The organism is Pseudomonas sp. S12(2018), assembly GCF_024355235.1.
Classification (GTDB): Bacteria; Pseudomonadota; Gammaproteobacteria; order Pseudomonadales; family Pseudomonadaceae; genus Aquipseudomonas; species Aquipseudomonas palmensis.
In genome coordinates, this window is sequence record NZ_QLAD01000002.1 from 518,384 (window position 1) to 540,478 (window position 22,095).

Here is a 22,095-nt window from a genome sequence, read left to right on the forward strand (position 1 = left end):
CCAACACCATTGCCACCTCACTACCGCGCCAGGCCCAGCAAAAACGGGGCCTGCGACTGTGGTACGGCTCTTGCTCAAGCCTGGGTAACGCTCTGAGCGCAGGGCCACACCACAGGACGCACACATGACCGCAGCACTCAAGGTCGTCGCCGTTTCCGGCGGCGCCTATCGCCCCTCACGCACCCTGGCACTGACCGAGGCGATCGTCGCCGAGCTGGGCAAGCACCTGCACATCGACGCCCAGCTCATCGAGCTGAGCGAGATCGCCCGCCCGGTAGGCGGCGCCCTGTCGCGCGCCGAACTGCCGGCCACGGTCGAACAGCAGCTGCAGGCCATCGAGCATGCCGACCTGCTGATCGTCGCCTCGCCGGTTTACCGCGGCTCGTACCCCGGCCTGCTCAAGCACCTGTTCGACCTGGTGGGCCAGGACAGCCTGATCGACACCCCGGTGCTGCTGGCCGCCACCGGTGGCAGCCCGCTGCATGCGCTGGTGATCGACCACCAGCTGCGCCCGCTGTTCAGCTTCTTCCAGGCGCTGACCCTGCCCATCGGCGTGTATGGCAGCGAAGGCGACCTGCAGAACTACCAGGTCAGCAGCCCGGTGCTGCAAGCCCGTGTCAGCCTGGCCGCCGAGCGTGCCGCACCGTTCTTCGCCGCCCACGCCCACAGCCAGCGCAAGCTCGCCAGCGGGGCCGAACGATGAACGTGTTCTGGTTCCTGCCCACCCACGGCGACGGTCATTTCCTCGGCACCAGCGACGGCGCGCGCCCGGTCACCCTCAACTACCTCAAGCAGATCGCCCAGGCCGCCGATGGCCTGGGCTACCACGGCGTGCTGATCCCCACCGGCCGCTCGTGCGAGGACTCCTGGGTGGTCGCCTCGGCCCTGGCGCCGCTGACCGAACGCCTGCGCTACCTGGTGGCGATACGCCCCGGCATCATCTCGCCCACCGTGTCGGCGCGCATGACCGCCACCCTGGACCGCCTCTCCGGCGGGCGCCTGCTGATCAACGTGGTCACCGGCGGCGACCCCGACGAGAACCGCGGCGACGGCATCCACCTCAGCCATAGCGAACGCTACGAGGTCACCGACGAGTTCCTGCGTATCTGGCGCCGCGTACTGCAAGGCGAGTCGGTGGATTTCGAGGGCAAGCACTTCAAGGTCGAGAACGCCAAGGCGCTCTACCCACCGGTACAAAAGCCCTACCCGCCGCTGTACTTCGGTGGCTCGTCCGACGCCGCCCATGACCTGGCCGCCGAACAGCTGGACGTGTACCTCACCTGGGGCGAACCGCCCGCCGCCGTCGCCGAGAAGATCGCCGATGTGCGCGCCCGCGCCGCCAGGCACGGGCGCACGGTGAAGTTCGGCATCCGCCTGCACGTGATCGTGCGCGAAACCGCCGAAGAGGCCTGGCAGGCCGCCGACCGCCTGATCGCGCACATCAGCGACGACACCATCGCCGCGGCGCAACAGTCCTTCGCGCGCTTCGACTCCGAAGGCCAACGGCGCATGGCTGCCCTGCACGGCGGTCGCCGCGACCAGCTGGAGATCGCCCCCAACCTGTGGGCCGGTGTGGGCCTGGTACGAGGCGGCGCCGGCACCGCGCTGGTGGGCGACCCACAACAGGTGGCCGCGCGCATCAAGGAATACGCCGACCTGGGCATCGAAAGCTTCATCTTCTCCGGCTACCCGCACCTGGAGGAAGCCTACCGCTTCGCCGAGTTGGTCTTCCCGCTGCTGCCAGAACCCTACGCCAGCCTGGCCGGGCGCGGCGTCACCAACCTGACCGGGCCGTTCGGCGAAATGATCGCCAACGATGTGCTGCCCAAGGCGCAGACCGCATGAGTGCCAAGCAACCGGAACCCACCCTGCTCAGCCCGCTGCAGACCGCGCGCGCGCTGGCCGCCGAGTTCGCACTGACCGCCGCCGAACGCGACGAGCGCGGCGGCACACCCAAGGCCGAGCGTGACGCCATTCGCCACAGCGGCCTCTTGGCCCTGAGCATTCCCACGCAGTTCGGCGGCATGGGCGCCAGCTGGGGCGAAACCCTGAACATCGTGCGCGAGTTCGCCCGGGTCGACAGCTCCATCGCCCACGTGTTCGGCTTCCAGCACCTGATGCTGGCCACCGTGCGCCTGTTCTCCAGCCCCGACCAGTGGCAGCCCTGGTTCGAGCAGACCGCCCGCAAGAACTGGTTCTGGGGCAATGCCCTGAACCCGCTCGACACCCGCACCGTGGTCAAGAAGTACGACGGCTGGCGCGAATTCTCGGGCAAGAAGAGCTTCTGCTCCGGCGCCAGCGACTCGGAAATGCTGATCGCCTCGGCGGTGGATGAAAGCGCCGGCGGCAAGTTGCTGATCGCCGCCATCCCCACGGCACGTACCGGCATCACCCTGCATGGCGACTGGAACAACATGGGCCAGCGCCAGACCGACAGCGGCAGCGCCACCTTCGAGCGCGTGCGCGTCGAGGAATCCGAACTGCTGCTCGACCCCGGCCCGCTGAGCACTCCGTTCGCCTGCCTGCGCCCGCTGATCGCGCAACTGCACTTTGCGCACATCTTCCTCGGCATCGCCGAAGGTGCGCTGGAAGAGGCACGCCAGTACACGCTCAAGGAAGGGCGACCGTGGTTCAAGTCCAACGCCCGGCACGTCAGCGAAGACCCGTACATCCTGCGCCACTACGGCGACTTCTGGGTGGGCCTGGAAGGCGTTCGGCTGCTGGCCGAACGCGCCTGCAACCAGCTCGACGAAGCCTGGCACAAGGGCCCCACGCTGAGCAGCGACGAGCGCGGGCAGCTGGCGCTGTCCATCGCGGCGGCCAAGGTGGCGGCCACCCGCACCGGCCTGGACCTGTGCAACCGCCTGTTCGAAGTGACCGGCGCGCGCGCCACGCATGCCTCGCTGCGCTTCGACCGCTACTGGCGCAACCTGCGCACCCAGACCCTGCACGACCCGGTGGACTACAAGGTCCACGAGCTGGGTGACTGGGCCCTGAACCGGACGGTGCCCGCCCCGTCCTTCTACTCCTGAGGGCTGCCCATGCACCTGTTGACGCTCCCGCCATCGCCAACCCTGGCCACCTCGATCAGGGCCACCGCACAGGTGTTCGAAGACCCGAGGTCGCAGGCGCTGCTCGCCCACCTGCAGCAGGTCGCGCCGAGTGAGGCCAGCGTGCTGATCATTGGCGAAACCGGTACGGGTAAGGAGCTGGTGGCGCGACATATCCACAACCTCAGCCGGCGCCACCACGGGCCGTTCGTGGCGGTCAACTGCGGGGCGTTCTCCGAGTCGCTAGTCGAGGCCGAACTGTTCGGCCACGAAAAGGGCGCCTTCACCGGCGCCCTGGCGTCCAAGGCCGGCTGGTTCGAGGAAGCCAACGGCGGCACGCTGTTTCTCGACGAGATCGGCGACCTGCCGATGGCCATCCAGGTCAAGCTGCTGCGTGTGCTGCAGGAGCGCGAAGTGGTGCGCCTGGGGTCGCGCAAGAGCATCCCGATCAACGTGCGCGTGCTGGCCGCCACCAACGTGCAGCTGGAAAAGGCGATCAACGCCGGGCACTTTCGCGAAGACCTGTTCTACCGCCTCAACGTGGTCAGCCTGCAGCTGTACCCGCTGCGCGAGCGCCCCGGCGATATCCTGCCGCTGACCCGCCACTTCATGGCCAGCTACAGCGCCCGCCTGGGCTATGGCGATGTGCAGTTGAGCAGCGAGGCCGAGCACAAGCTGGCCAGCTACGACTGGCCGGGCAACATCCGCGAGCTGGAAAACGTCATCCACCACACCCTGCTGATCTGCCATGACGGCGTGATCCAGCAGGACGACCTGCGCCTGTCCAACCTGCGCATCGAGCGGCCCGAGGGCACACCCGCCCCGGACACATCCGCCAACGCCCTGTTGCAGCGCGCGTTTCAGAAGCTGTTCGAAGAAGAGCACGGCGCGCTGCATGAAAAGGTCGAGGAGGCGCTGCTGCGCAGTGCCTACCGCTTCTGCCACTACAACCAGGTGCACACCGCGCGCCTGCTCGGCCTGAGCCGCAACGTCACCCGTGCCCTGCTGATCCGCATCGGCGAACTGGTGGTGAACAAGCGCCAGCCGCCACCGGAGCCGAACGCCACACGCGTCATCAACCTGTCGATCTGACCCAGACTTGCCCAAGCAAGCAGCGACTTCACCCACCTTGCGTTGCACGCCGTCCCGGCCGGGGCGGTGGCCCATTCTTCCTGCAACGAGCACCCCTCCATGAGCCTCGATATCTTCTGGTTTCTGCCCACCTCCGGCGACACCCGCTACCTCGGCCACTCCGCCAGCGGGCGCCCGGCCACCAACGCCTACATGCGCCAGATTGCCATGGCCGCCGAGAACCTCGGCTATGACGGCATTCTCATCCCCACCGGCAGCAGCTGCCTCGACCCCTGGGTCACCGCCGCCAGCCTGGTGCCGGTGACCCACCGCCTCAAGCTGCTGGTGGCCCTGCGCACCTCGCTGGGCAACCCCACCGCGTCGGCGCGCCAGGCCGCCACCCTCGACCAGGCCAGCGGCGGACGCCTGCTGCTCAACGTGGTGCCCGGCGGCGATGCCACCGAGCTGGCCGCCGATGGCGTGTTTCTCGCGCACGACCAGCGCTACGACGCCGCCGACGAGTTCCTCACCGTGTGGCGCCAGCTGCTCAGTGGCGAACAGGTCGACTTTCACGGCGAGCACCTGCGGGTGGAGGGCGCGCAGAACTTCTTCGCGCCGGTGCAGACGCCCTACCCGCCGCTGTACTTCGGTGGCTCGTCAGCCGCCGCGCACGAGCTGGCGGCCAGGCATGTGGACGCCTACCTGACCTGGGGCGAGCCACCCGCCGCGGTGGCCGAAAAGATCGCCGACGTGCGCGCCCGTGCCGCCCGCCACGGGCGCACGGTGCAGTTTGGCGTGCGCCTGCATGTGATCGTGCGTGAAACCAGTGAACAGGCCTGGGCGGCGGCCGAGGAATTGATCAGCCACCTGGACGAGGCCACCATCGCCGCCGCACAGGCCAACTACGCCAGCATGGATTCCGAAGGCCAGCGGCGCATGGCCGCGCTGCACGGCGGGCGCCGCGACCGGCTGGAAGTCTCGCCCAACCTGTGGGCCGGGGTCGGCCTGGTGCGTGGCGGCGCCGGCACCGCACTGGTCGGCGACCCAGCCACGGTGGCGGCACGGCTGCAGGAGTACGTCGCCCTGGGCGTGGACCGCTTCGTGCTGTCGGGCTACCCGCACCTGGAGGAAGCCTACCGCTTCGCCGAACTGGTGTTCCCGCTGCTGCCCGGCAAAAGCAAGGTGACGGTGGATGGCGGCTTCACCGGGGGCGCCTTCGACGTGCGTGCCGGCCAGGCCAGGCCCGCCGCCAGCCAGTAACGCGCAGGGCCCGGGCTACCCGGTGCAGGCCGGTCGGCTCAGGCCCGTGCGGCCACCCGCTCGACGCTGTCGGCCACTGTACGGGCCTGCTGCAGCACCTGCGCACACACCTGTTCAGGGGCCTCCACGCGCACGCGCAGACGGCCAAGGATACGCCCCTGGATACGCTCGATATTGGCCTGCACCAGGTGGGTCGGGTACCCCAGTGCCGCGCTGATCGCGCTCAGCTCCGGCGCCTGGCCACGGGCCCCGGTGTAATGCAGGTCGAGCAGCCAGTCGCCGGCGCTGGCTGGGGCCAGGTCATGGGCGCCGCCAGGGTGCAGGGTGCGCAGCAGGGTGCGGGTCACCTCGTGGCACGGGCAGCCGAACACCCGCCACACCTCGCCCTGCTCCACCACCTCGCCCGCCTCCAGCACCACCACGCGGTCGCACAGCTCGCGGATCACTTCCATCTCGTGGGTAATCAGCACGATGGTCAGGTTCAGGCGCCGGTTGATATCGCGTAGCAGCGCCAGAATCGACTGGGTGCTTTGCGGGTCCAGCGCCGAGGTCGCCTCGTCGCACAGCAGCAGGTCGGGCTGCAGCACCAGCGCCCGGGCGATGCCGACGCGCTGCTTCTGGCCACCGGACAGCTGTGCGGGGAAGGCATCGCGCTTGTCCTCCAGGCCCACCAGTTGCAGCATCTCGCTCACCCGCCGCTCGCGCTCGGCGCGGCCAATGCCGGCCAGCTTGAGCGGCAGGCCGATGTTCTCGCCGACGGTTTTCACCGACATCAGGTTGAAGTGCTGGAAGATCATGCCGGTGCGCTGGCGCTGGCGGGCCAGTTGCGCGGTGTCGTAGCCGGCGATGTCCTCGCCGTCGATCAGCACCTGGCCGTTGCTGGGTTGCTCCAGGCGGTTGAGCGAACGCAGCAGCGACGACTTGCCCGCGCCGCTGCGCCCGATGATGCCGAACACCTCGCCCCGGCGTATCTCCAGGTTGATGTCGCGCAGCGCATGCACAGTGCGCTCGCGCCCCGGGTACTGCTTGCCGAGCCCCACCAGGCGGATATGCACGGCGCCTGCCAGCGGCTGTTGATTGAAACTGACCATGGATCAAGGCCTGCCCTGCGAAGGATGCGATTCGACCAAGGCCCGCGCTGTCGCCAGCGCGGGCCACCGGGGCTCAGAAGCCGGGCACTATCTGGCCCTTGTAGCGGGTCAGGATGAAGTCGCGCACCTGTGGCGAGTTCAGCGCCTTGGCCAGCTTCTGGATGCGCGGGTCATCGATGTTGTCGGGGCGTGCGACCAGGTACTCCACGTACAGGTCCTTGCCCTTCTCCACGATCAGCGCGCTGCTGGTATCGATGCCCGCCTCCAGCGCGTAGTTGGCGAAGACGAACGCCAGGTCCACCTGGTTCACCGCACGGGCCAGCAGCGCGCCTTCGAGTTCGCGAATCTTCAGGTGCCTTGGGTTGGCCGCGATGTCGCGCTGGGTCGCCAGGGTGTTGCTCGGGTCCTTGAGGGTGAGCAGCCCGGCTTCGTGCAGCAGCACCAGGGCACGCCCGGCGTTGACCGGGTCGTTGGGGATGGCGACGCTGGCACCGTCCTTGAGCTCGGCGATGCTCCTGATGCGGGTGGAGTACGCACCGAAAGGCTCGATGTGCACGCCCACCACCGGCACCAGGTCGGTCTTGCGGGTGGCGTTGAATTCGTCGAGGAACGGCCGGTACTGGTAGTAGTTGGCGTCCAGGTTCTTCTCGGCCAGTTGCAGGTTGGGCTGGATGAAATCGCTGAACACCTTGATGTCCAGGTCCACGCCTTCGGCCGCCAGCGCCGGTTTGACGAACTCGAGGATCTCGGCATGCGGCACCGGGGTGGCGCCCACCACCAGTTTCTCGTTGGCGTGCGCCGACAGCGACAGCACGGCGGCCAGTACGGCCAGGGTCTTCTTCATGGGCTTGCTCCTGAACAGGTAGAACATTGGCCGCCGTGGGATACGTGGGCCGGCGGCAGCGAAACCCGGCTGCCGCTGACGGGAAACACAATTCAACGCCGGGTGAAGCGCCGCACCAGGCGGTCGCCACTCACCTGCAGCACCTGTACCAGCACGATCAGCAGCAGCACGGTCACCACCATCACGTCGGTCTGAAAGCGCTGGTAGCCGAAGCGGATCGCCAGGTCGCCCAGGCCGCCGCCACCGACCACACCGGCCATCGCCGTGTAGTCCACCAGCACGATGGCGGTCACCGTCACCGCCGCGATCAGGCCGGTGCGCGCCTCGGGCAGCACGGTGTGCCACACGATCTGCCAGGTGCTGCCACCCATCGACTGGGTGGCCTCCACCAGGCCGCGGTCGACCTCGCGCAGGGCGATTTCCACCAGCCGCGCAAAGAACGGCGTACAGCCGATCACCAGCGGCGGTATGGCGCCGGGCACGCCCAGCGAAGTACCGGCCACCACCTGGGTGAACGGGATCAGCACAATCAGCAGGATGATGAACGGCATCGAACGCAGCACGTTCACCACCACCGACAGCACGCGGTACACCAGCGGCGAGGCCAGCAACTGGCGCTGGCCGGTGAGGTACAGCAGCACCCCCAGCGGCAGCCCCATCAGCACCGTGAAACCCAGCGCTACGCCGAGCATGCTCAAGGTGTCGAGGCAGGCCTGGCCCACCTCGGGCCAGTTGACATGGGCCAGCAGCTCGCTCATTGCCCAGCGCCCCTGCGCAGCGCGGCTGCCGGGTGCGGTGCGCCCAGCCGGTCACCTGCGTCGAACAGCTTGTTGCGCAGCGTGCCCTGGGCGTAATCGCGCTTGAACAGGCCACGGGCCTGCAACTCGGGCACCAGCAGGTCGACCACCGCCTCGAAGGTTTCCGGGGCCACCACGCTGGCCAGGTTGAAGCCATCCACGTCGGTCTCTTGCACCCATTCCTGCAACTGGTCGGCCACCGTCTGCGCCGAGCCCACCAGCACCGGGCCGTCGCCACCGATGGCGCAATAGTCGGCAATTTCGGCGGTGGTCCAGGTGCGGCTGGGGTCGGCACGGGTGAAGGCTTCCACCGCCGACTGGATCGCATCGCTCTGCACTTCGCGCAGCACCTGGTCGCTCTGGTACTGGGCGAAGTCGATGCCGGTCCAGCCCGACATCAGCGTCAGCGCACCGCTGGCGCTGGCGTACTCGCGGTACTCGCGCAGGCGCGCCAGGGCCTGTTCATCGGTGGGGGCGACAATCACCGTAAGCTGCTCCAGCACCAGGATATCGCCCGGTGCGCGGCCGGCCGCCACCGCCGCAGCGCGCACCTGCGCCACCTGGTTCTTGAGCACCGTCTTGCTCGGCGCAGCAACGAACACGCACTCGGCGTTGGCCGCCGCAAACGCCCTGCCGCGCGTCGAGGCACCGGCCTGGTACAGCACCGGGGTGCGCTGGGGCGAAGGCTCGCACAGGTGAAAGCCCGGCACCTGGAAGAACTCGCCCTGGTGGCCGATGCCGTGCACCTTGGCCGGGTCGGCATACACCCCACTGGCGCGGTCGGCGCGCACGGCGTCGTCTTCCCAACTGGCCTCCCACAGCTTGTAGCAGACCTGCAGGTACTCCTCGGCCAGGGCGTAGCGCTGGTCATGCGACAGCTGCTCGCGCTGGCCAAGGTTGCGCGCCCCGCTGGACAGGTACGAGGTGACGATATTCCAGCCGGCGCGGCCACGGGTCAGGTGGTCGAGCGTGGACATGCGCCGGGCAAACGGGTACGGGTGCTCGAACGACACCGAGGCGGTCACGCCAAACCCCAGGTGCTCGGTGACGGCGGCCATGGCCGGCACCAGCTGCAGCGGGTCGTTGACCGGCACCTGCGCAGCCGTACGCAGCGCCTCGTCGGCGTTGCCGCCGTACACGTCGTAGGCGCCCAGCACATCGGCGATGAACAGCCCGTCGATCTTGCCGCGCTCCAGGGTCCTGGCCAGCTCGGTCCAGTAGTGGATGTCGGTGTAGCGCGTGGCCTGGTCACGCGGATGGCGCCACAAGCCCGGCGACAGGTGGCCGACGGTGTTCATGGCAAAGGCATTGAGGCGTATCTGCTTGGGCATGGTGGCGGCCTAGTTCCAGTCGTGACGCTGTGGCTTGGCCCCGTTCAAGGCCCAGTTGCCCACCAGGTGGTACTTCCAGCGCACCGGGTCGTGCAGGGTGTGCACGCGGGCGTTGCGCCAGTGCCGGTCGAGGTTGTGGCGCACCTGGGTGGAGCGCGTGCCGCCCAGCTCGAACAGGCGGTTGCTGGCCTCGATCGCCGCTTCGGTGGTCAGCACCTTGGCCTTGGCCACGGCCACCGAGGCCTGGGCCACCGAGTCCTCGTCGGGGGCCAGGCTGGCCCGGTCGAGCACCTTGCCGGCGCGCTCCAGCAGGGCCTCGGCGGCTTCCTGGCGAATCTCCAGCGCGCCGATCTGCACGATGGTCAGCGGGTCCTGGCTGGCCTGCTCCACGCCCGCATCGATCCACGGGCGGGCCTGCTCGCGGATGAAGGTGATGGCGTCGTCCAGCGCCGCACGGCCGATGCCGGCGTCGATGGCGGCGGTGGTCAGTTGCGCGAAGGGGCCGGCCAGGGTCGGGGTTTCGTACGAGCGGTAGGTGGGAAACAGGTTGAAGGCCGGCACGATCAGTTGCTGCGCCAGCACCGTGCCGCTGGAGGTGGTGCGCTGGCCGATGTTGTCCCAGTCATCGACGATCACCAGGCCCGGGGTATCGCGGCGCACGAAGGCCAGTTGCGAGCGGTCCTGCGCGTCCAGCGCCAGCACCCCCAGCCAGTGCGCGTACAACGAGCCGGTGCAGTAGCCCTTGCGCCCGTCGATGCGGTAGCCATCGGCATGGGGCACGATGCGGGTCTGGATCTCCTTGACGTTCTTGCCGCCGGTTTCCGACAGCGCATTGGCAAAGCGGTGCCCGGTCAGCACCAGGTCGAAGAAGAAGCGCTTCTGCTCTTCGCTGCCCTGCAGGCGGATGTCTTCGAGCAGGCAGTAGTGGTTCTGCGGTATCTGCCCCAGCGAAGGGTCGGCGGCGGAGATGATCGCGATCACTTCGGCCAGGGTGGCGAAGGACACCTGCGCCCCGCCGTACTGTTTCGGTACGGTGATGCCCCACAGGCCGCTGTTGGAGAACGCATCCACCACGTCGGCCGGGACCTGGCGGCTGCGGTCGCGCTCGGACGCGCCTTCGCGCAGCAGCGCGGCAACCCGATGGGCAATGGCGATGGCTTCGGCATCGTCACGGATGACGTGGGCATCCGGCTGGCGGATGTCGTAGTGGGCAGATACAGGGGTGGCAGTCATGGTCTATCTCGATGAGTACACAGAGTCACCCGTGAGATAGCACAACCCATGCCACTTGAATTTCACCTATAAATCAATGAGTTACGCACAACATAAAGTGGCATGGCTGGATGCACGGCAACAAAGTGTTGGCCAACTGTTCGCAGTGCAACAGTACGACAGCGGTCAGTTGCTCCCCGTACACCGCGCGCCTATTCGCAGTAACGGGCGGGCATGAAAAAACCGGCTGCTGCGAGCCGGTTCCCATGCAGTACCGCCAGCCTCAGCCGCCGCTGGCTGCCACGCTCTTGCGTTCAGCCACGAAGAACAGCGGGCGAATCCGCACCCCCACCACGTTGCCGGCATACGCCGCCACCAGCCACAGCCAGCCATGCACGCTGCCCGAGGCGATGCCGCTGAAGTACGCGCCGATGTTGCAGCCATACGCCAGCCGCGAGCCGTAGCCCAGCAGCAGGCCGCCGATCACCGCGGCCAGCAGCGAGCGCATCGGAATCCTCAGGCTCGGCGCGAAGCGCCCGGCCAGGCCTGCTGCCAGCAACGCACCCAGCACGATGCCGATGTCCATCACCGTGGTCACGTCCTCCCACAGCGGTGCAGCCAGGGCCTTGGCGTTGCCCGGCATCTGCCAGAACGCCCAGCTTCCCACGTCCACGCCCAGCCCGCTCAGGGTCTTGGCGCCCCACAGGGCGAACGCCGAGGTGATGCCCCAGGGCCGGCCCGCCAGTGCCAGGGTCGCGTAGTTCAGCAGCGCCAGGCCGATCGCGCCCCACACCAGCGGCCACGGGCCACGCAGGAAGCGACTCAGGCCCTCATGCTGGCTGCCTGCCGGGGCCTCGAGGACGCCGTGGCGACGCTTCTCCAGCACCACCGTGCCCCAGGCGATCAGCCCGAACACCACCAGGTTAAGCACCAGCGCGGGGGCCACGCCAAAGGTCTGCACCACGGAGGTGGCCGGGAACGACGGCAGCGCGAACCACCAGTCGGCGTGGTGGGTTGCGGTTACCGAACCCATGATGAAGAACAGCAGCGTCACCAGCATGCGCGCGTTGCCACCGCCCACGGTGAACAGGGTGCCCGAGGCACAGCCGCCGCCCATCTGCATGCCGATGCCGAAGATGAACGCACCGAACACCACCGACACCCCGGCCGGCGCCACCAGCCCGGTCACCGGCTGGCCGAACAGCGTGCCGGCGCCCAGGGCCGGAAAGAACAGCAGCACGGCGATGGCCAGCATCACCATCTGCGCGCGCAGGCCGGCGCCACGGCGCTCGTTGATGAACACCCGCCAGGCGGACGTGAAGCCGAACGCGGCGTGGTACAGCGTGAGGCCCAGGGCGGCGCCAACGATCAGCAGCAGCACCTGTTTGATGCCCACGCTGGCATTCAGGAAGACGGCGCCGACCACCAGCAATGACAGCGCAACCAGTGGCGCGCCGAGACGGCGCTCAGGCGCCGCACAGAGAGAAAGACCCATGACGATACTCGGATATAGACGGAACAGGCCGCGAGTATACCGTCACCAGCCACCGTGCGGGCTCACGGATAGAACAGCGGGTACATCGCAAGCGCCAGGGTCGAGGCGCAGGCATGCATCGCCATGGGCACCAGCAGGCCGCCGGTCCTGATCCGCGCATAGGCCAGCATCAGGGCGAGGATGAACAACAGCACCACGGTCGACCTGAAGGTGTACTGCAGGTGGATGGCGGCAAACGCCAGGGCGCTGACCACGATCGCCACCACCGCCCACAGCGGCTTGCGGAACGGGAACAGGTTGAGCAGAAAATGCCGGAATGCCAGCTCTTCGCCCAGGGGGGCGAGCACGATGACCATGCTGGTCAGCAGCACACGATCGGCCAGCGAACCGGCACCGAGCAGGGTCATGAACTGCAGCATGAACGGCTCGGCGGGCTGGTCGACCAGGGCGGCGTAGTTGTAGGCCAGCAGGTAGACCACCACCACGCTGGTCAGGCCGAGCCAGAGGGCCTTGTAGCTGAAGTTGGCCCCCCTGAAGGCATGCCCGGCCAGCGGGTTGCGCCGCAGCAACAGGTACAGCCCGCCGATGGCTGCACACGCCACCAGGTGGGCGCCGAACAAAGCCAGGGTGAAGTCCAGGCCACTGCCGAACAGAAAGGCGCCGGCGAACTGCGCGGTGAAGTACAGCAGCAGACCCAGCAGCGCGAGGCCGATGCGCTTGCCGGCGGTGCTGGCGATGTAAGGGGTGGTCACGGGACTTCCTTGTACGGGGTTGTTCACAGCGTTCTCCTTGGCGGGGGGCGCATTATGGCGAGTTTCGCGGCTGCTGCGCAGCCCATCGCCGGCAGCCGGCTGCTACAGGCTAAGCGCTCAAGTAGATTCACATCTGGATACATCCGGCCATTTGCCATTCCCCTCGCCCTCTGTTTGCATCCGCGCTCTCTCCCCGTGCAGACAAGGAAATCACCCCATGAAAACCCTGGTAGTCGGTGCCAGCAAAGGGCTGGGCAAGGCCCTGATCGAAGGCCTCGGCGAGGCGGGCGACACGCTGGTCGGCGTGTCGCGCACGCGCCCCGACGGCATCGCCGCCAAGGCCGGCGTGCAGTTGAACTGGGTCGAAGCCAACCTGGCCGAGCCGGCCAGCGCCGCGCACGCCATCGCCCAGGCTGTGGCAGAGCACGGCCTCGACACGCTGATCTACAACCTCGGCATCTGGGAAGAGCTGGCCTTCGACCCGGCCTACGACTTTCTCGGCGACAGCGACGCGCAGGTACAGGCCATCGTCAGTTGCAACATCACCGCCACCCTGCTGCTGATCAAGCGCCTGCTGCCCACCCTGCTGCGCAGCGCCACCCCGCGCATCATCCTCACCGGTTCCACCTCCGGCCTGCCCCAGAGCGGGCGCCCCGAGGTGGCCTTCGGCGCCTCCAAGTTCGCCCTGCGTGGCATCGCCGATGCGCTGCGCGAAGGCTACCGCGAGCAACGCCTGGCCGTGACCTGCCTGAACCTGGGTTACCTCAACACCGAAGACCCGCTCAGCACGCCCCGCGACGTGGCCGAGCAACGCGGCGAAGGCCAGCTGATCCCCGTGCACGACGTGGTGCAGGTGGTGCGCATGGCACTGAGCCTGTCGTCGGCCAGCTACGTCAAGGAGCTGACCTTGCCGGCCCTGCTCGACGAGCGCTTCTGAGCGCTGATCAGCACGCTGGATAAAAACCGGCGAAAGCGCCATCCTTCCCGCCTTTGACGCGCAGCCTGGCTGCGCCCACCGTTATGTGAAGGACCTTTTTCATGCAGACGCTCAACGACACCGACTTCGAGTTCATCGAAGACATCCTGCTGCAGTATGGCGATGACCATTCGGTGCTCAACGCCTCGGAACTGGACGGCTACCTCACCGCGCTGGTGTCCGGCCCGGCGCCTGTGGCTATCGACGACTGGTTCCCGGGGATCTTCGGTGGTCGCCAGCCGGAATGGGAAAGCGCTGCAGACTGCCAGCGCTTCGTCGAGCTGGTGACCCTGCACGCGAACAACCTGGCCCAGCGTTTCTCGCCGCGCTTCGAAGAGACCGAGCACAACGGCCAGCCGCTGACGCTGGCCGAAGAGTGGTGCTTTGGCTACCTGCGCGGTGCAGGCCTGGCCAACTGGCCGGCCTTGCCGGCGGCGCAGCAGGTGGCACTGGATGTGATCGAGACCTGTGCCGCACAGGACAACTTCGAACTGCCCGCCGACCTGGATGTGGCGCTGCATCGCCAGCGCGTGGCCGCCATCGAGCCCGCGGCGCGGGCGTTGCAGGGGTATTGGGCGACGCAGCGCTGAAGCGGGCGGCGGCGCCGCCCATCGCGGGTGGAGCCCGCTCCCACAGGTTCGGCGCAGTTCCTTGTGGGAGCGGGCTTGACCCGCGATGACGCCAGCACATACCCCAACAATCCGGAGCAGTGCATGCCCACCACCCTCACCGCCGCCTTCCCCCACCACCTGGCCCGCGAAGTCCAGGACCTGGCCCGGCAACTCGACCTGCCCAACGGTGACCAGGGCATCGCCGTCACCCTCGACGGCGAACCCCTGACCCTGCCCTACCGCCTTCACCTGCCGGCTGCCGATACAGCCCGGTCACTGATCCACGCCTGCCTGCTCACCCGCCACCCCGACGGCCACGTGCGCGAGCGTTACCTGCAGCAGATCATTCGGGCACCAGAAGCGTGGGTCATCCCGTTCGTGTTCCAGCTCACCGGCGAATACGTGATCGAGCTGCTGGCGCTGTGCGAGGCCAACCTGCCGACCCTGGACGCCAGCGCCTACGGCCGCTTCTTCAACGACAACCCCGCCTACTTCAGCCTGACCCGCGCACGCATGGTCAGCTACTGGGATTGCTACCACCGCAGCCGCCACCCGCACCTGCGCAGCTACGTGGGCACCCGCCTGTTCCGCGCCTTCAGCGACTTCACAACGACCACTTCACGGTGAACATCACATTGCGCGGCTCGCCGAAGATGTTGGCCCCGGCCGGGTTGCTGATGCTCTGGTAGTAACGCTTGTCCGCCACGTTGTTGAGGTTGGTCTGCAACGTCACCGCCGGCGTCACGCGGTACTGGGTCATCAGGTCGACCACGCTGTACCCGCCCTGCTTCACGCTGTAGCTGGTATAGGTGCGGCTCTGGGTGCGAAAGGCCCCGCCCACGCTCCATTGATCGAGGTCGCCCGGCAACTGGTAGCTGGTCGCCAGCTTGAACAGGTTGTACGGCGAATCACTGTCGAAGCGGTCACCCTTCTGCGCCGAGCCGGTGGCCTTCACATACTCGGCCGCCGCATAGGTATAGCCGGCCGACGCCTGCCAACCCGGCGCCAGTTCGCCGCCCAGCTCCAGTTCCAGGCCGCGGGTACGAATTTCGCCGGCCGCCTCGTAGCAGGCATCCATGGTCGGGCAATCACCTGCCGGCAACGACTTGGCCAGGTTCTCCTGGTCGAGCTGGAACAGCGCGAAACTGGCGTTCAACGCACCACCGAAGTACTCGGCCTTGAGCCCGGCCTCGTAGTTGGTGCCGGTTACCGGCGCCAGCAGGCCACCGCTGCTGTTCTGGTACTCCTGCGGCTTGAAGATGCGCGTCCAGCTGGTGTAGACCGAGTAGGTGTCGTTCAGGTCATAGATCAGCCCCGCATACGGGGTGACCTCGCGGGTGGCCTTGTAGTCGGCGCCGAAGGCGTAGGCCCCGACCTCGGTGTGCTGCTGGTACTCATACCAGTCCAGGCGCGAGCCGAGGATCAGCTTCAGGTCATCGCGCAGGTTGAAACGCACGGCGGTGTAGGCACTGGACTGATCCACCTTGCCCTTGCGCGACCAGTTGTAGTCGATGGCCGGCCGGGGCACGTCCTTGTAGTGGAAGTTGTTGGGGTCCACGACATAGTTGAAGCTCGCATCCGGGCCGCCGCCAGGGCCGTCGTCGGTATCGTCGCGGCGGTAGCTCGCCCCCACCACCAGTTCATGGGTACGCCCGAACAGGCTGAACGGCCCGCTGGCATAACCATCGATACTCTTCTGCGTATGTTCGTAGGAGTAGCGCCCCACATTCAGTTGCAGCTCGTCGGCGGTCGGGTCGAGCCGGTAGTAGCTGCTGCCCAGCATCTCGAGGTTGGCCTTCAGCCAGCTGGCGCTCAGGCGCAGGCGCCAGTCGTTGTCCAGGCGATGTTCCACCTCGGCGAACAAGCTCTTGTTGGTCTTGTCCCAGTAGGTCCAGTCGGGGCTGAAGCGCGACGAGCGGGAAATGTCGAGGAAGCTGCCATCGGCATGGGTCGGGCTGCCGTTCCAGTCCGCGCCGGGGTTGTCCTCGCGGTTGTAGTAGCCGCCCAGGGTCAGCGTGGTGGCGTCCGACAGGTCGAATTCGGTGATCCCGTACAGCAACTGGCGCTGGTTGCTGTAGGCATCGGTAAAGCTGTTCTTGTCCTGGTAGCTGCCCACCACTCGCCCGCGTACGGTACCGGCATCATTGAGGCTGCTGCTGGCGTCGATTTCGGTACGGTAGTTGTCCCAGCTGCCGGCTGCCGCCGTGAGGGTGATCTGCGGCGCCAGCGTGGGGCGCTTGCGCACCAGGTTGAGGGTACCCGACGGGTTGCCCGAGCCCACCATCAGGCCGGAAGCCCCGCGTACCACCTCCACCCGGTCGAACATCGCCAGGGTCGCGGTGCCCAGGGTGTCGCTGTCGTAGGCGATGGGCAGGCCGTCGACCATGATGTTGTCGATGGCCGCACCGCGCGAGTAGAACTGCGGGCGCTCACCGCCGGTCTTGCGCAGGGTCAGCCCCGGCGTGTAGCTGGCGATGTCGTCCAGGGTCTGCATGTTCTGGTCGTCCATGCGCTGGCGGGTGACCACGGTCACCGACTGCGGGGTTTCCCGGGCCGAGGCCTTGAACTTGGTGGCCGTGGCCATGCTGGCGGTGGTGTAGGAGCCAGTGTTTTCCGTGACCTCGCCCAGCGCACTGCCGGTGATGCTGGTGGCACCCAGTTGCAGCGCATCACTGCTGTGGGCCTTCTCCAGGGTCAGGGTGCCGTTGTCGGTCACGCGCAGTTGCAGGCCGCTGCCCGCCACTGCCTGGCGCACCGCTGCCTCGGCGCTCAGTTGCCCGTTCACCGCCGCGCTCTGGCGCCCGCGCAGCAGCGCCGGGTCCACCACCAGGGTGCTGGCGCTTTGCCGGGCGATCTGGCGCAGGGCCTGGTCCAGCGGTTGCGCCGGCAACGCATAGCGCTGCATGGCTGGGTCCGCCCAGGCGCGGTTCAGGTCGAGGGAGCAGGCAGAAACGGCAACCGCGACAGCCAGTGCCAGGCGCGCGGGGCTCAGGAGTTGGGGACGCATGTGAAGGGCTTTCCTCGCAGGAAGTGAATGGGCGTTTCCTGCTATGTCCAGCGAGCCGAAAAAAGCCTTCACCCTGGCGGAATGTTTTTTCAGCGCAGGTCGATCAGGGTGATCGGCCCGAACGCCTCGACACTGATCGGCAGCACCTGCGCCAGCGATTGCAGGGCGCGGTCGCTGTCGTCCAGCGGGAACACCCCGAACACGCGCAGTTGCGCTGCCGCCGGGGAAACCCGCAGCACGCCGTAGCGGTAAGGGCGCAAGGCATCGATCACGCTGCCCAGCGACGCGTCGTCCACCTCCAGGCGACCTTCCATCCAGGCGTCCAGGCGGCCTTGCTCATTGCCCAAGGGTGAGAGTGCATCGTCGGCAAAGCGCAGGGTCTGCCCGCTGTCCACCACGATGCTCTGCCCGGCGCGGTTACGCACCTGCACGCTGTGCTGCTGCACGCTGACAGCACTGCGCTGATCCAGCGTGGCGACACTGAAGCGCGTGCCCAGGGCCCGCACTCGGCCTTGCGCAGTGACCACCTCGAGGGGGCGGTGCGGGTCGCGGGCCACCTGGATGTTCAGCTCGCCGTGGCGCAGATGGATCACCCGGGCTTCGGCACTGAACGCCACCTCCACGGTGGTGCGCGCATTGAGCAACAGCACGCTGCCGTCGGCCAGTTGAATGCGCCTGCGCTCGCCGGTGCCGCTGTAGTGGTCGCTGAACACGGCGTCCAGCGGCATGCGCCGTTGCACCGTCAACAACGCCGGCAGGCCCAGCATCAGCAGCAAGGCGCTGCCGCCGCGCAGCAACCGGCGCCGCTGCAGCGACAACCCGCTGCTGCGCAGGGCGCGGGTGGCCGCACTGGCGCTGCCGGGCACTTCCAGCAAGGGGTTCAAGGGTGTGTGGGTGGCCTGGGTAACCGCCTGCCAGGCCTGGCGATGGCTTGCGTCCAGCGCCTGCCACTGCTCGAAAGCGTCGCGGTCGGCTGCCGTCGCCGCCCCCGAGCCCAGGCGCACGCTCCATTCGATGGCTTCGCGCACCGCCGGGGTCAGCGCTGCCAGGCTGCGGCCGCTCACGTGCCCGCGCCCAGTTGCGCCAGGTAGCAATGGGTCACGGCGCGCCGCACCCAGCGCTCGACGCTGCTCAACGACACCTGCATCTGGTCGGCGATCTGCTGGTGGGTCAGGCCCTCCAGGCGGTTGAGCAGAAAGGCATGGCGCACCTTGGCCGGCAACCCGGCCAGCAAGGCATCCACCGCCTCCAGCGCCTCGCGCAGCACCGCCAGGGTTTCCTCGCACGGCGCCACCGGCTCGGGCAGGTTGGCCAGCGCTTCAAGGTAGGCGCGCTCCAGCTCGCCGCGACGCCAGAAGGTGTACAGCACCCGCTTGGCGACCATGCACAGGAACGCCCGCGGCTCGTCCAGCTGGCCCAGGTGCGGCGAAGTCAGGGTACGCAGGAAGGTGTCGTGGGTGAGGTCCGCGGCATCGGCGTGGGAATTGAGCCGACGGGCCAGCCAGCCGCGCAACCAGTGATGGTGTTCGGCGTACAGCAGGTGCAACGGGTGCTGGGCGGACGGGCGCGGGTTGGACATGCGAGGGGCACACTAATGGTAATTGTTCGCATTCTTATCCCTCGCCCTGGGATTTGCAAGCCGTGCCCTACTCGCGGCAACTGGGCGAGCCGCCCCAGCGCATGTTGCGAATGCAGAAGTAGCGGTCCTTTTTCAGGGTCACGGGGGCGATCGTGCAAGGCAGCACCGCCGGGTCGATCTCGATCGACATCTCATCGGCCGCGTAGCGATCGTCATCGAATTCGATCACGCAGGTGCCGTCCTCCTGCGCCCGCTCGGGAAAGCGCAGGCCCTGTACCACCTGATCGCCCATCTTCACCCGCAGCGGGCTCGGTGCCGATGAGCTGCACGCCTTGAGGGCCGGATGGTTGACGGTTATCCACAGGGGGTAATCGCCGCCTGTGCGGTCAGGGAACAACGGAATGAACAACAGCGACTGGTAGGTCGACTGACCGTGATTCACCACCTTGAGCCACAACGGGCTGGCGTTGCAGGTGGCGCCCAGCGACGCGCCGTAGCGCAGCTTGGGGTCGGTGTGGTCCTGCCAGCCGCCCAGGCGGTCGGGCTTCCAGTCATGGCCCCATTTGTATTCGGTACAGCCGCCCAGGGTGAGCAGCAAGCACAACAGCGTGGCGATACGGTGCACGGTGAAGTCCTTCCTTGGTGGAGCATCCATCGGGAACACATTGTCGGGGCCAGGCGTCTCGCCGGCAAGGCCGGCTCCTGAACGCCGGCTCCTGCACGAGTCAGCCGCGCTGGAAGCAGCCCGGGGTGATGCCGACCACTTTCTTGAAGGCCCGGGTCATGTGGCTCTGGTCGAAGAACCCGCAACGCAGCGACGCCTCGGCGATGCCCACGCCACTGCGCAGCAACTGCTGCACCCGCGCCACCCGCGTCTGGATCTGATAGCTGTGCGGCGATACGCCCACGCTCTTCTTGAACACCCGTATCAGGTACAGCGGATCGAGCCCCACCCACTGCGCCAGGTCGTTCAGCGCGATGTTCTGCGCGTACTGCTCGTCGAGCATCTGCCGCACCCGTCGCACCACTTCGCGTTCGTCGGCCACCGCCCGGGGCTGCGGCCCGCCGCACCGCTCGAACAGCTGGCTGACCAGGTGCAGCAGCACGCTCTCGCGCTCAAGGCTCGAACACGACTGCTCGATCACCTGATGCTGGTGCAGGAAGGCCTGGGCAAAGCCCATGTCGTGGGTCAGCGCCTGCTGGAACAGGTGGATATGCCCGTCGCCGAAACGCCCCTCGAATACCGCACGGTTGAGCCACTGTGGGTCGAGGTAGAGCATGCGGTAGCTCCAACCCTCGGCGCTGCCCGGCACGCCGTCGTGCATCTCGCCCGGGGTCAGGGTGACGATGCTGCCGGCGGTGCCCAGGTGCTGGGTGCCACGGTAGAAGAGCTTCTCCACGCCCGCACCGATCACCCCCACCGCGTAGCGCTCATGGGAATGGCGGCCGAAGGCCCGTGCGCTGTAGCGCGCCGCCAGCAATTCACAGCCTCCTTCGGGGACGCGCCAGAAGCGCGAGAAGTCCTGTTGCTCCATGGCCTGTCCAGTTTTGTGCAATACGCGCGCAGGGCGGGTGGATAAATTTGCCCGACTTCTTCGCAACAGACCAGAGAAAACCATGCAGTCATCCAACGGGGTCACCCTCTCCAGCAACCGGGCCATCGTCGAACTGACACTGGGCGGGCTGATGCTCAGCCTGTCGGCGCTGGCGGTGGCCTTCGCCCATATCGGCGCCGGGGGCGCGGGTTTCTACCGGATGCTGATCGCCTCGGTGCTGTTCTACCTGCTGCTGCGGGTGAGAAGGCAACCTGCTCGCCTGGCCCACCCCAGGGCTCGACGCTACACCGCCCTGGCCGGCGTGTTCCTGGCCATCGACCTGATCCTGTGGCACCACAGCATCTACATCGTCGGGCCGGGCATCGGCTCGATCCTGACCAACTGCCAGGTGTTCTTCATGACCTTGCTCGGGCTGTGCCTGCTCAAAGAGAAACCGTCGCTGTATTTCGTCGCCTCCATCAGCCTGGCCTTCGTCGGCCTGTACCTGTTGCTGCTGCCGGAGATGGGCAGCGCGCTGGGTATCCAGGGCGTGGTCTATGGCGTGCTGTCGGGGCTGGCCTATGCCGTGTGCGTGTACTACCTGAAAGTCACCACTCAACTGCCCCAGGGCGGCGGCGACAAGATCGCGCAGATGCTGCACCTGAGCCTGTGGGCGGCCGGGGTGATGCTGGGGTACGCGCTGTTGCGGGGCGAGAGCCTGGCCATCGCCGACCAGCAGACCTTCTACATGCTGGTGATCTATGGCGTGCTGGTGCAGTTCGTCGGCTGGTTGCTGGTCAACCGCTCGATTGGTGCCATCAGCCTCGGGCTGGCAGGGCTGATCCTGCTGCTGGAGCCGGTGATCACCTACTTCATCGACGTGGCGTTTCTGGACAAGGCCAGTTCGGCCATGCAGATCACCGGGGCGCTGGTGACGGTGCTGGCGGTGTACATTGGCTCGATAAAGCCGCCGAGCAAGGCCCCGGCGCTGAGCGAGCCGGCCTGACACGGCGCTCGCGCAGCTGCTGCCTGAGCACATGCAGGGGCGGTGCGTAGAGGAAGCCGAACGACACGCTGTGCCTGCGTCCCTTCACCGCGTGGTGCATCAGGTGTGCGTGGTACAGCCGACGCAGATAGGGGTGGCGCGGCCTGGGGCGCGCGGGCCAGTGGCGGTGCACGATGCCGTCGTGCACCAACACGTAGATCAACCCGAACCCCGCCACCCCGGCGCCCATCCACTGCAACGGGTCGTGGCCGGCATTGCCCAGCACGATCAGGGTGATCGCGGCCAGGGCCAGGATCAGCAGGTAGATATCGTTGGTTTCAAGCGTGCCCAGGTGCGGTTCGTGGTGCGAGCGATGCAGAAACCAGCCCCAGCCGTGCATCACGTACCTGTGCGCCAGATAACCGACACCTTCCATGGCGACCAGGGTGCAGAGAAAAATCGCGAAGTGGGCAATCATGGTCGGTACGGGGTTGGGAAA

At 67.4% G+C, this 22,095-nt stretch carries 22 protein-coding genes; 9 read left to right on the forward strand and 13 right to left on the reverse strand.

The features are described 5' to 3' along the window. Positions 1-124 precede the first annotated feature (124 nt). The 5 genes from msuE (at position 125) to ssuD (DN388_RS06310) (ending at position 5,381) form a co-directional block, all read left to right on the forward strand. On the forward strand, positions 125-703 hold the full coding sequence (gene msuE, locus DN388_RS06290) for an FMN reductase (RefSeq protein ID WP_043864443.1): 579 nt from the start codon (positions 125-127) through the stop codon (positions 701-703). Next, a complete protein-coding gene (gene ssuD / locus DN388_RS06295) occupies positions 700-1,845 on the forward strand; it encodes an FMNH2-dependent alkanesulfonate monooxygenase (protein ID WP_043864442.1) in 1,146 nt (381 codons plus the stop codon). The genes msuE and ssuD (DN388_RS06295) overlap by 4 nt, the downstream gene beginning before the upstream one ends. Further along, positions 1,842-3,032: an acyl-CoA dehydrogenase family protein gene (locus DN388_RS06300; protein ID WP_043864441.1), complete on the forward strand. Its 1,191-nt coding sequence runs from the start codon at positions 1,842-1,844 to the stop codon at positions 3,030-3,032. The genes ssuD (DN388_RS06295) and DN388_RS06300 overlap by 4 nt, the downstream gene beginning before the upstream one ends. Positions 3,033-3,041: 9 nt before the next feature. Continuing rightward, on the forward strand, positions 3,042-4,142 hold the full coding sequence (locus tag DN388_RS06305) for a sigma-54-dependent Fis family transcriptional regulator (protein ID WP_254997731.1): 1,101 nt from the start codon (positions 3,042-3,044) through the stop codon (positions 4,140-4,142). 99 nt (positions 4,143-4,241) lie between these two features. Continuing rightward, on the forward strand, positions 4,242-5,381 hold the full coding sequence (gene ssuD, locus DN388_RS06310; RefSeq protein WP_254997733.1) for an FMNH2-dependent alkanesulfonate monooxygenase: 1,140 nt from the start codon (positions 4,242-4,244) through the stop codon (positions 5,379-5,381). A gap of 38 nt (positions 5,382-5,419) precedes the next feature. Here ssuD (DN388_RS06310) and DN388_RS06315 read toward each other — a convergent pair whose 3' ends face one another. From DN388_RS06315 to DN388_RS25400, 7 genes are all read right to left on the reverse strand, one after another. Next, positions 5,420-6,472 (reverse strand): methionine ABC transporter ATP-binding protein, encoded by a 1,053-nt coding sequence (locus DN388_RS06315; protein ID WP_058541401.1) that lies wholly within the window; start codon positions 6,470-6,472, stop codon positions 5,420-5,422. A gap of 73 nt (positions 6,473-6,545) precedes the next feature. Further along, complete coding sequence (locus DN388_RS06320; RefSeq protein WP_043864437.1) at positions 6,546-7,316, reverse strand: MetQ/NlpA family ABC transporter substrate-binding protein; 771 nt, start codon at positions 7,314-7,316, stop codon at positions 6,546-6,548. Between the two features lie 92 nt (positions 7,317-7,408). Then, complete coding sequence (locus DN388_RS06325) at positions 7,409-8,074, reverse strand: methionine ABC transporter permease (RefSeq protein WP_254997735.1); 666 nt, start codon at positions 8,072-8,074, stop codon at positions 7,409-7,411. Continuing rightward, positions 8,071-9,444, reverse strand: a complete 1,374-nt coding sequence (locus DN388_RS06330; protein ID WP_058541399.1) for an LLM class flavin-dependent oxidoreductase — start codon at positions 9,442-9,444, stop codon at positions 8,071-8,073. Before DN388_RS06330 ends, DN388_RS06325 begins: the two co-directional genes overlap by 4 nt. Positions 9,445-9,453: 9 nt before the next feature. Further along, entirely contained in the window at positions 9,454-10,677 is a 1,224-nt protein-coding gene (locus DN388_RS06335) for an SfnB family sulfur acquisition oxidoreductase (RefSeq protein ID WP_254997738.1), read from the reverse strand. A 262-nt stretch (positions 10,678-10,939) separates the two neighbouring features. Beyond that, positions 10,940-12,151, reverse strand: coding sequence for a YeeE/YedE family protein (locus DN388_RS06340; protein ID WP_254997740.1), 1,212 nt, complete (start codon positions 12,149-12,151; stop codon positions 10,940-10,942). A gap of 62 nt (positions 12,152-12,213) precedes the next feature. Then, entirely contained in the window at positions 12,214-12,903 is a 690-nt protein-coding gene (locus DN388_RS25400) for a CPBP family intramembrane glutamic endopeptidase (protein ID WP_052504326.1), read from the reverse strand. A 217-nt stretch (positions 12,904-13,120) separates the two neighbouring features. Here DN388_RS25400 and DN388_RS06350 point away from each other — a divergent pair, with 217 nt between their 5' ends. The 3 genes from DN388_RS06350 to DN388_RS06360 all read left to right on the forward strand — a co-directional run bounded on the left by DN388_RS06350 (position 13,121) and on the right by DN388_RS06360 (position 15,117). Further along, positions 13,121-13,840, forward strand: a complete 720-nt coding sequence (locus tag DN388_RS06350; protein WP_043864432.1) for an SDR family oxidoreductase — start codon at positions 13,121-13,123, stop codon at positions 13,838-13,840. A gap of 101 nt (positions 13,841-13,941) precedes the next feature. Next, positions 13,942-14,469 (forward strand): UPF0149 family protein, encoded by a 528-nt coding sequence (locus tag DN388_RS06355; protein ID WP_054916311.1) that lies wholly within the window; start codon positions 13,942-13,944, stop codon positions 14,467-14,469. A gap of 123 nt (positions 14,470-14,592) precedes the next feature. Next, complete coding sequence (locus DN388_RS06360; protein ID WP_043864430.1) at positions 14,593-15,117, forward strand: hypothetical protein; 525 nt, start codon at positions 14,593-14,595, stop codon at positions 15,115-15,117. Here the strand turns inward: DN388_RS06360 and DN388_RS06365 are convergent. The 5 genes from DN388_RS06365 to DN388_RS06385 form a co-directional block, all read right to left on the reverse strand. Further along, positions 15,095-17,497 (reverse strand): TonB-dependent receptor, encoded by a 2,403-nt coding sequence (locus DN388_RS06365; protein ID WP_254997746.1) that lies wholly within the window; start codon positions 17,495-17,497, stop codon positions 15,095-15,097. The two genes, DN388_RS06360 and DN388_RS06365, sit on opposite strands and share 23 nt — an antisense overlap. A gap of 89 nt (positions 17,498-17,586) precedes the next feature. Further along, positions 17,587-18,561: a FecR domain-containing protein gene (locus DN388_RS06370; protein WP_058541394.1), complete on the reverse strand. Its 975-nt coding sequence runs from the start codon at positions 18,559-18,561 to the stop codon at positions 17,587-17,589. Next, entirely contained in the window at positions 18,558-19,076 is a 519-nt protein-coding gene (locus tag DN388_RS06375) for a sigma-70 family RNA polymerase sigma factor (RefSeq protein WP_043864428.1), read from the reverse strand. Before DN388_RS06375 ends, DN388_RS06370 begins: the two co-directional genes overlap by 4 nt. Positions 19,077-19,143: 67 nt before the next feature. Next, positions 19,144-19,731, reverse strand: a complete 588-nt coding sequence (locus DN388_RS06380; RefSeq protein WP_196932716.1) for a hypothetical protein — start codon at positions 19,729-19,731, stop codon at positions 19,144-19,146. Positions 19,732-19,801: 70 nt separating this feature from the next. Continuing rightward, positions 19,802-20,611, reverse strand: a complete 810-nt coding sequence (locus DN388_RS06385) for an AraC family transcriptional regulator (protein ID WP_058541391.1) — start codon at positions 20,609-20,611, stop codon at positions 19,802-19,804. 82 nt (positions 20,612-20,693) lie between these two features. Between DN388_RS06385 and DN388_RS06390 the strand changes: the two genes are divergently transcribed. Further along, complete coding sequence (locus tag DN388_RS06390; RefSeq protein WP_054916306.1) at positions 20,694-21,617, forward strand: DMT family transporter; 924 nt, start codon at positions 20,694-20,696, stop codon at positions 21,615-21,617. Here DN388_RS06390 and DN388_RS06395 read toward each other — a convergent pair. Then, entirely contained in the window at positions 21,529-22,074 is a 546-nt protein-coding gene (locus DN388_RS06395) for a sterol desaturase family protein (RefSeq protein WP_254997754.1), read from the reverse strand. The two genes, DN388_RS06390 and DN388_RS06395, sit on opposite strands and share 89 nt — an antisense overlap. Between the last annotated feature and the right edge of the window lie 21 nt (positions 22,075-22,095).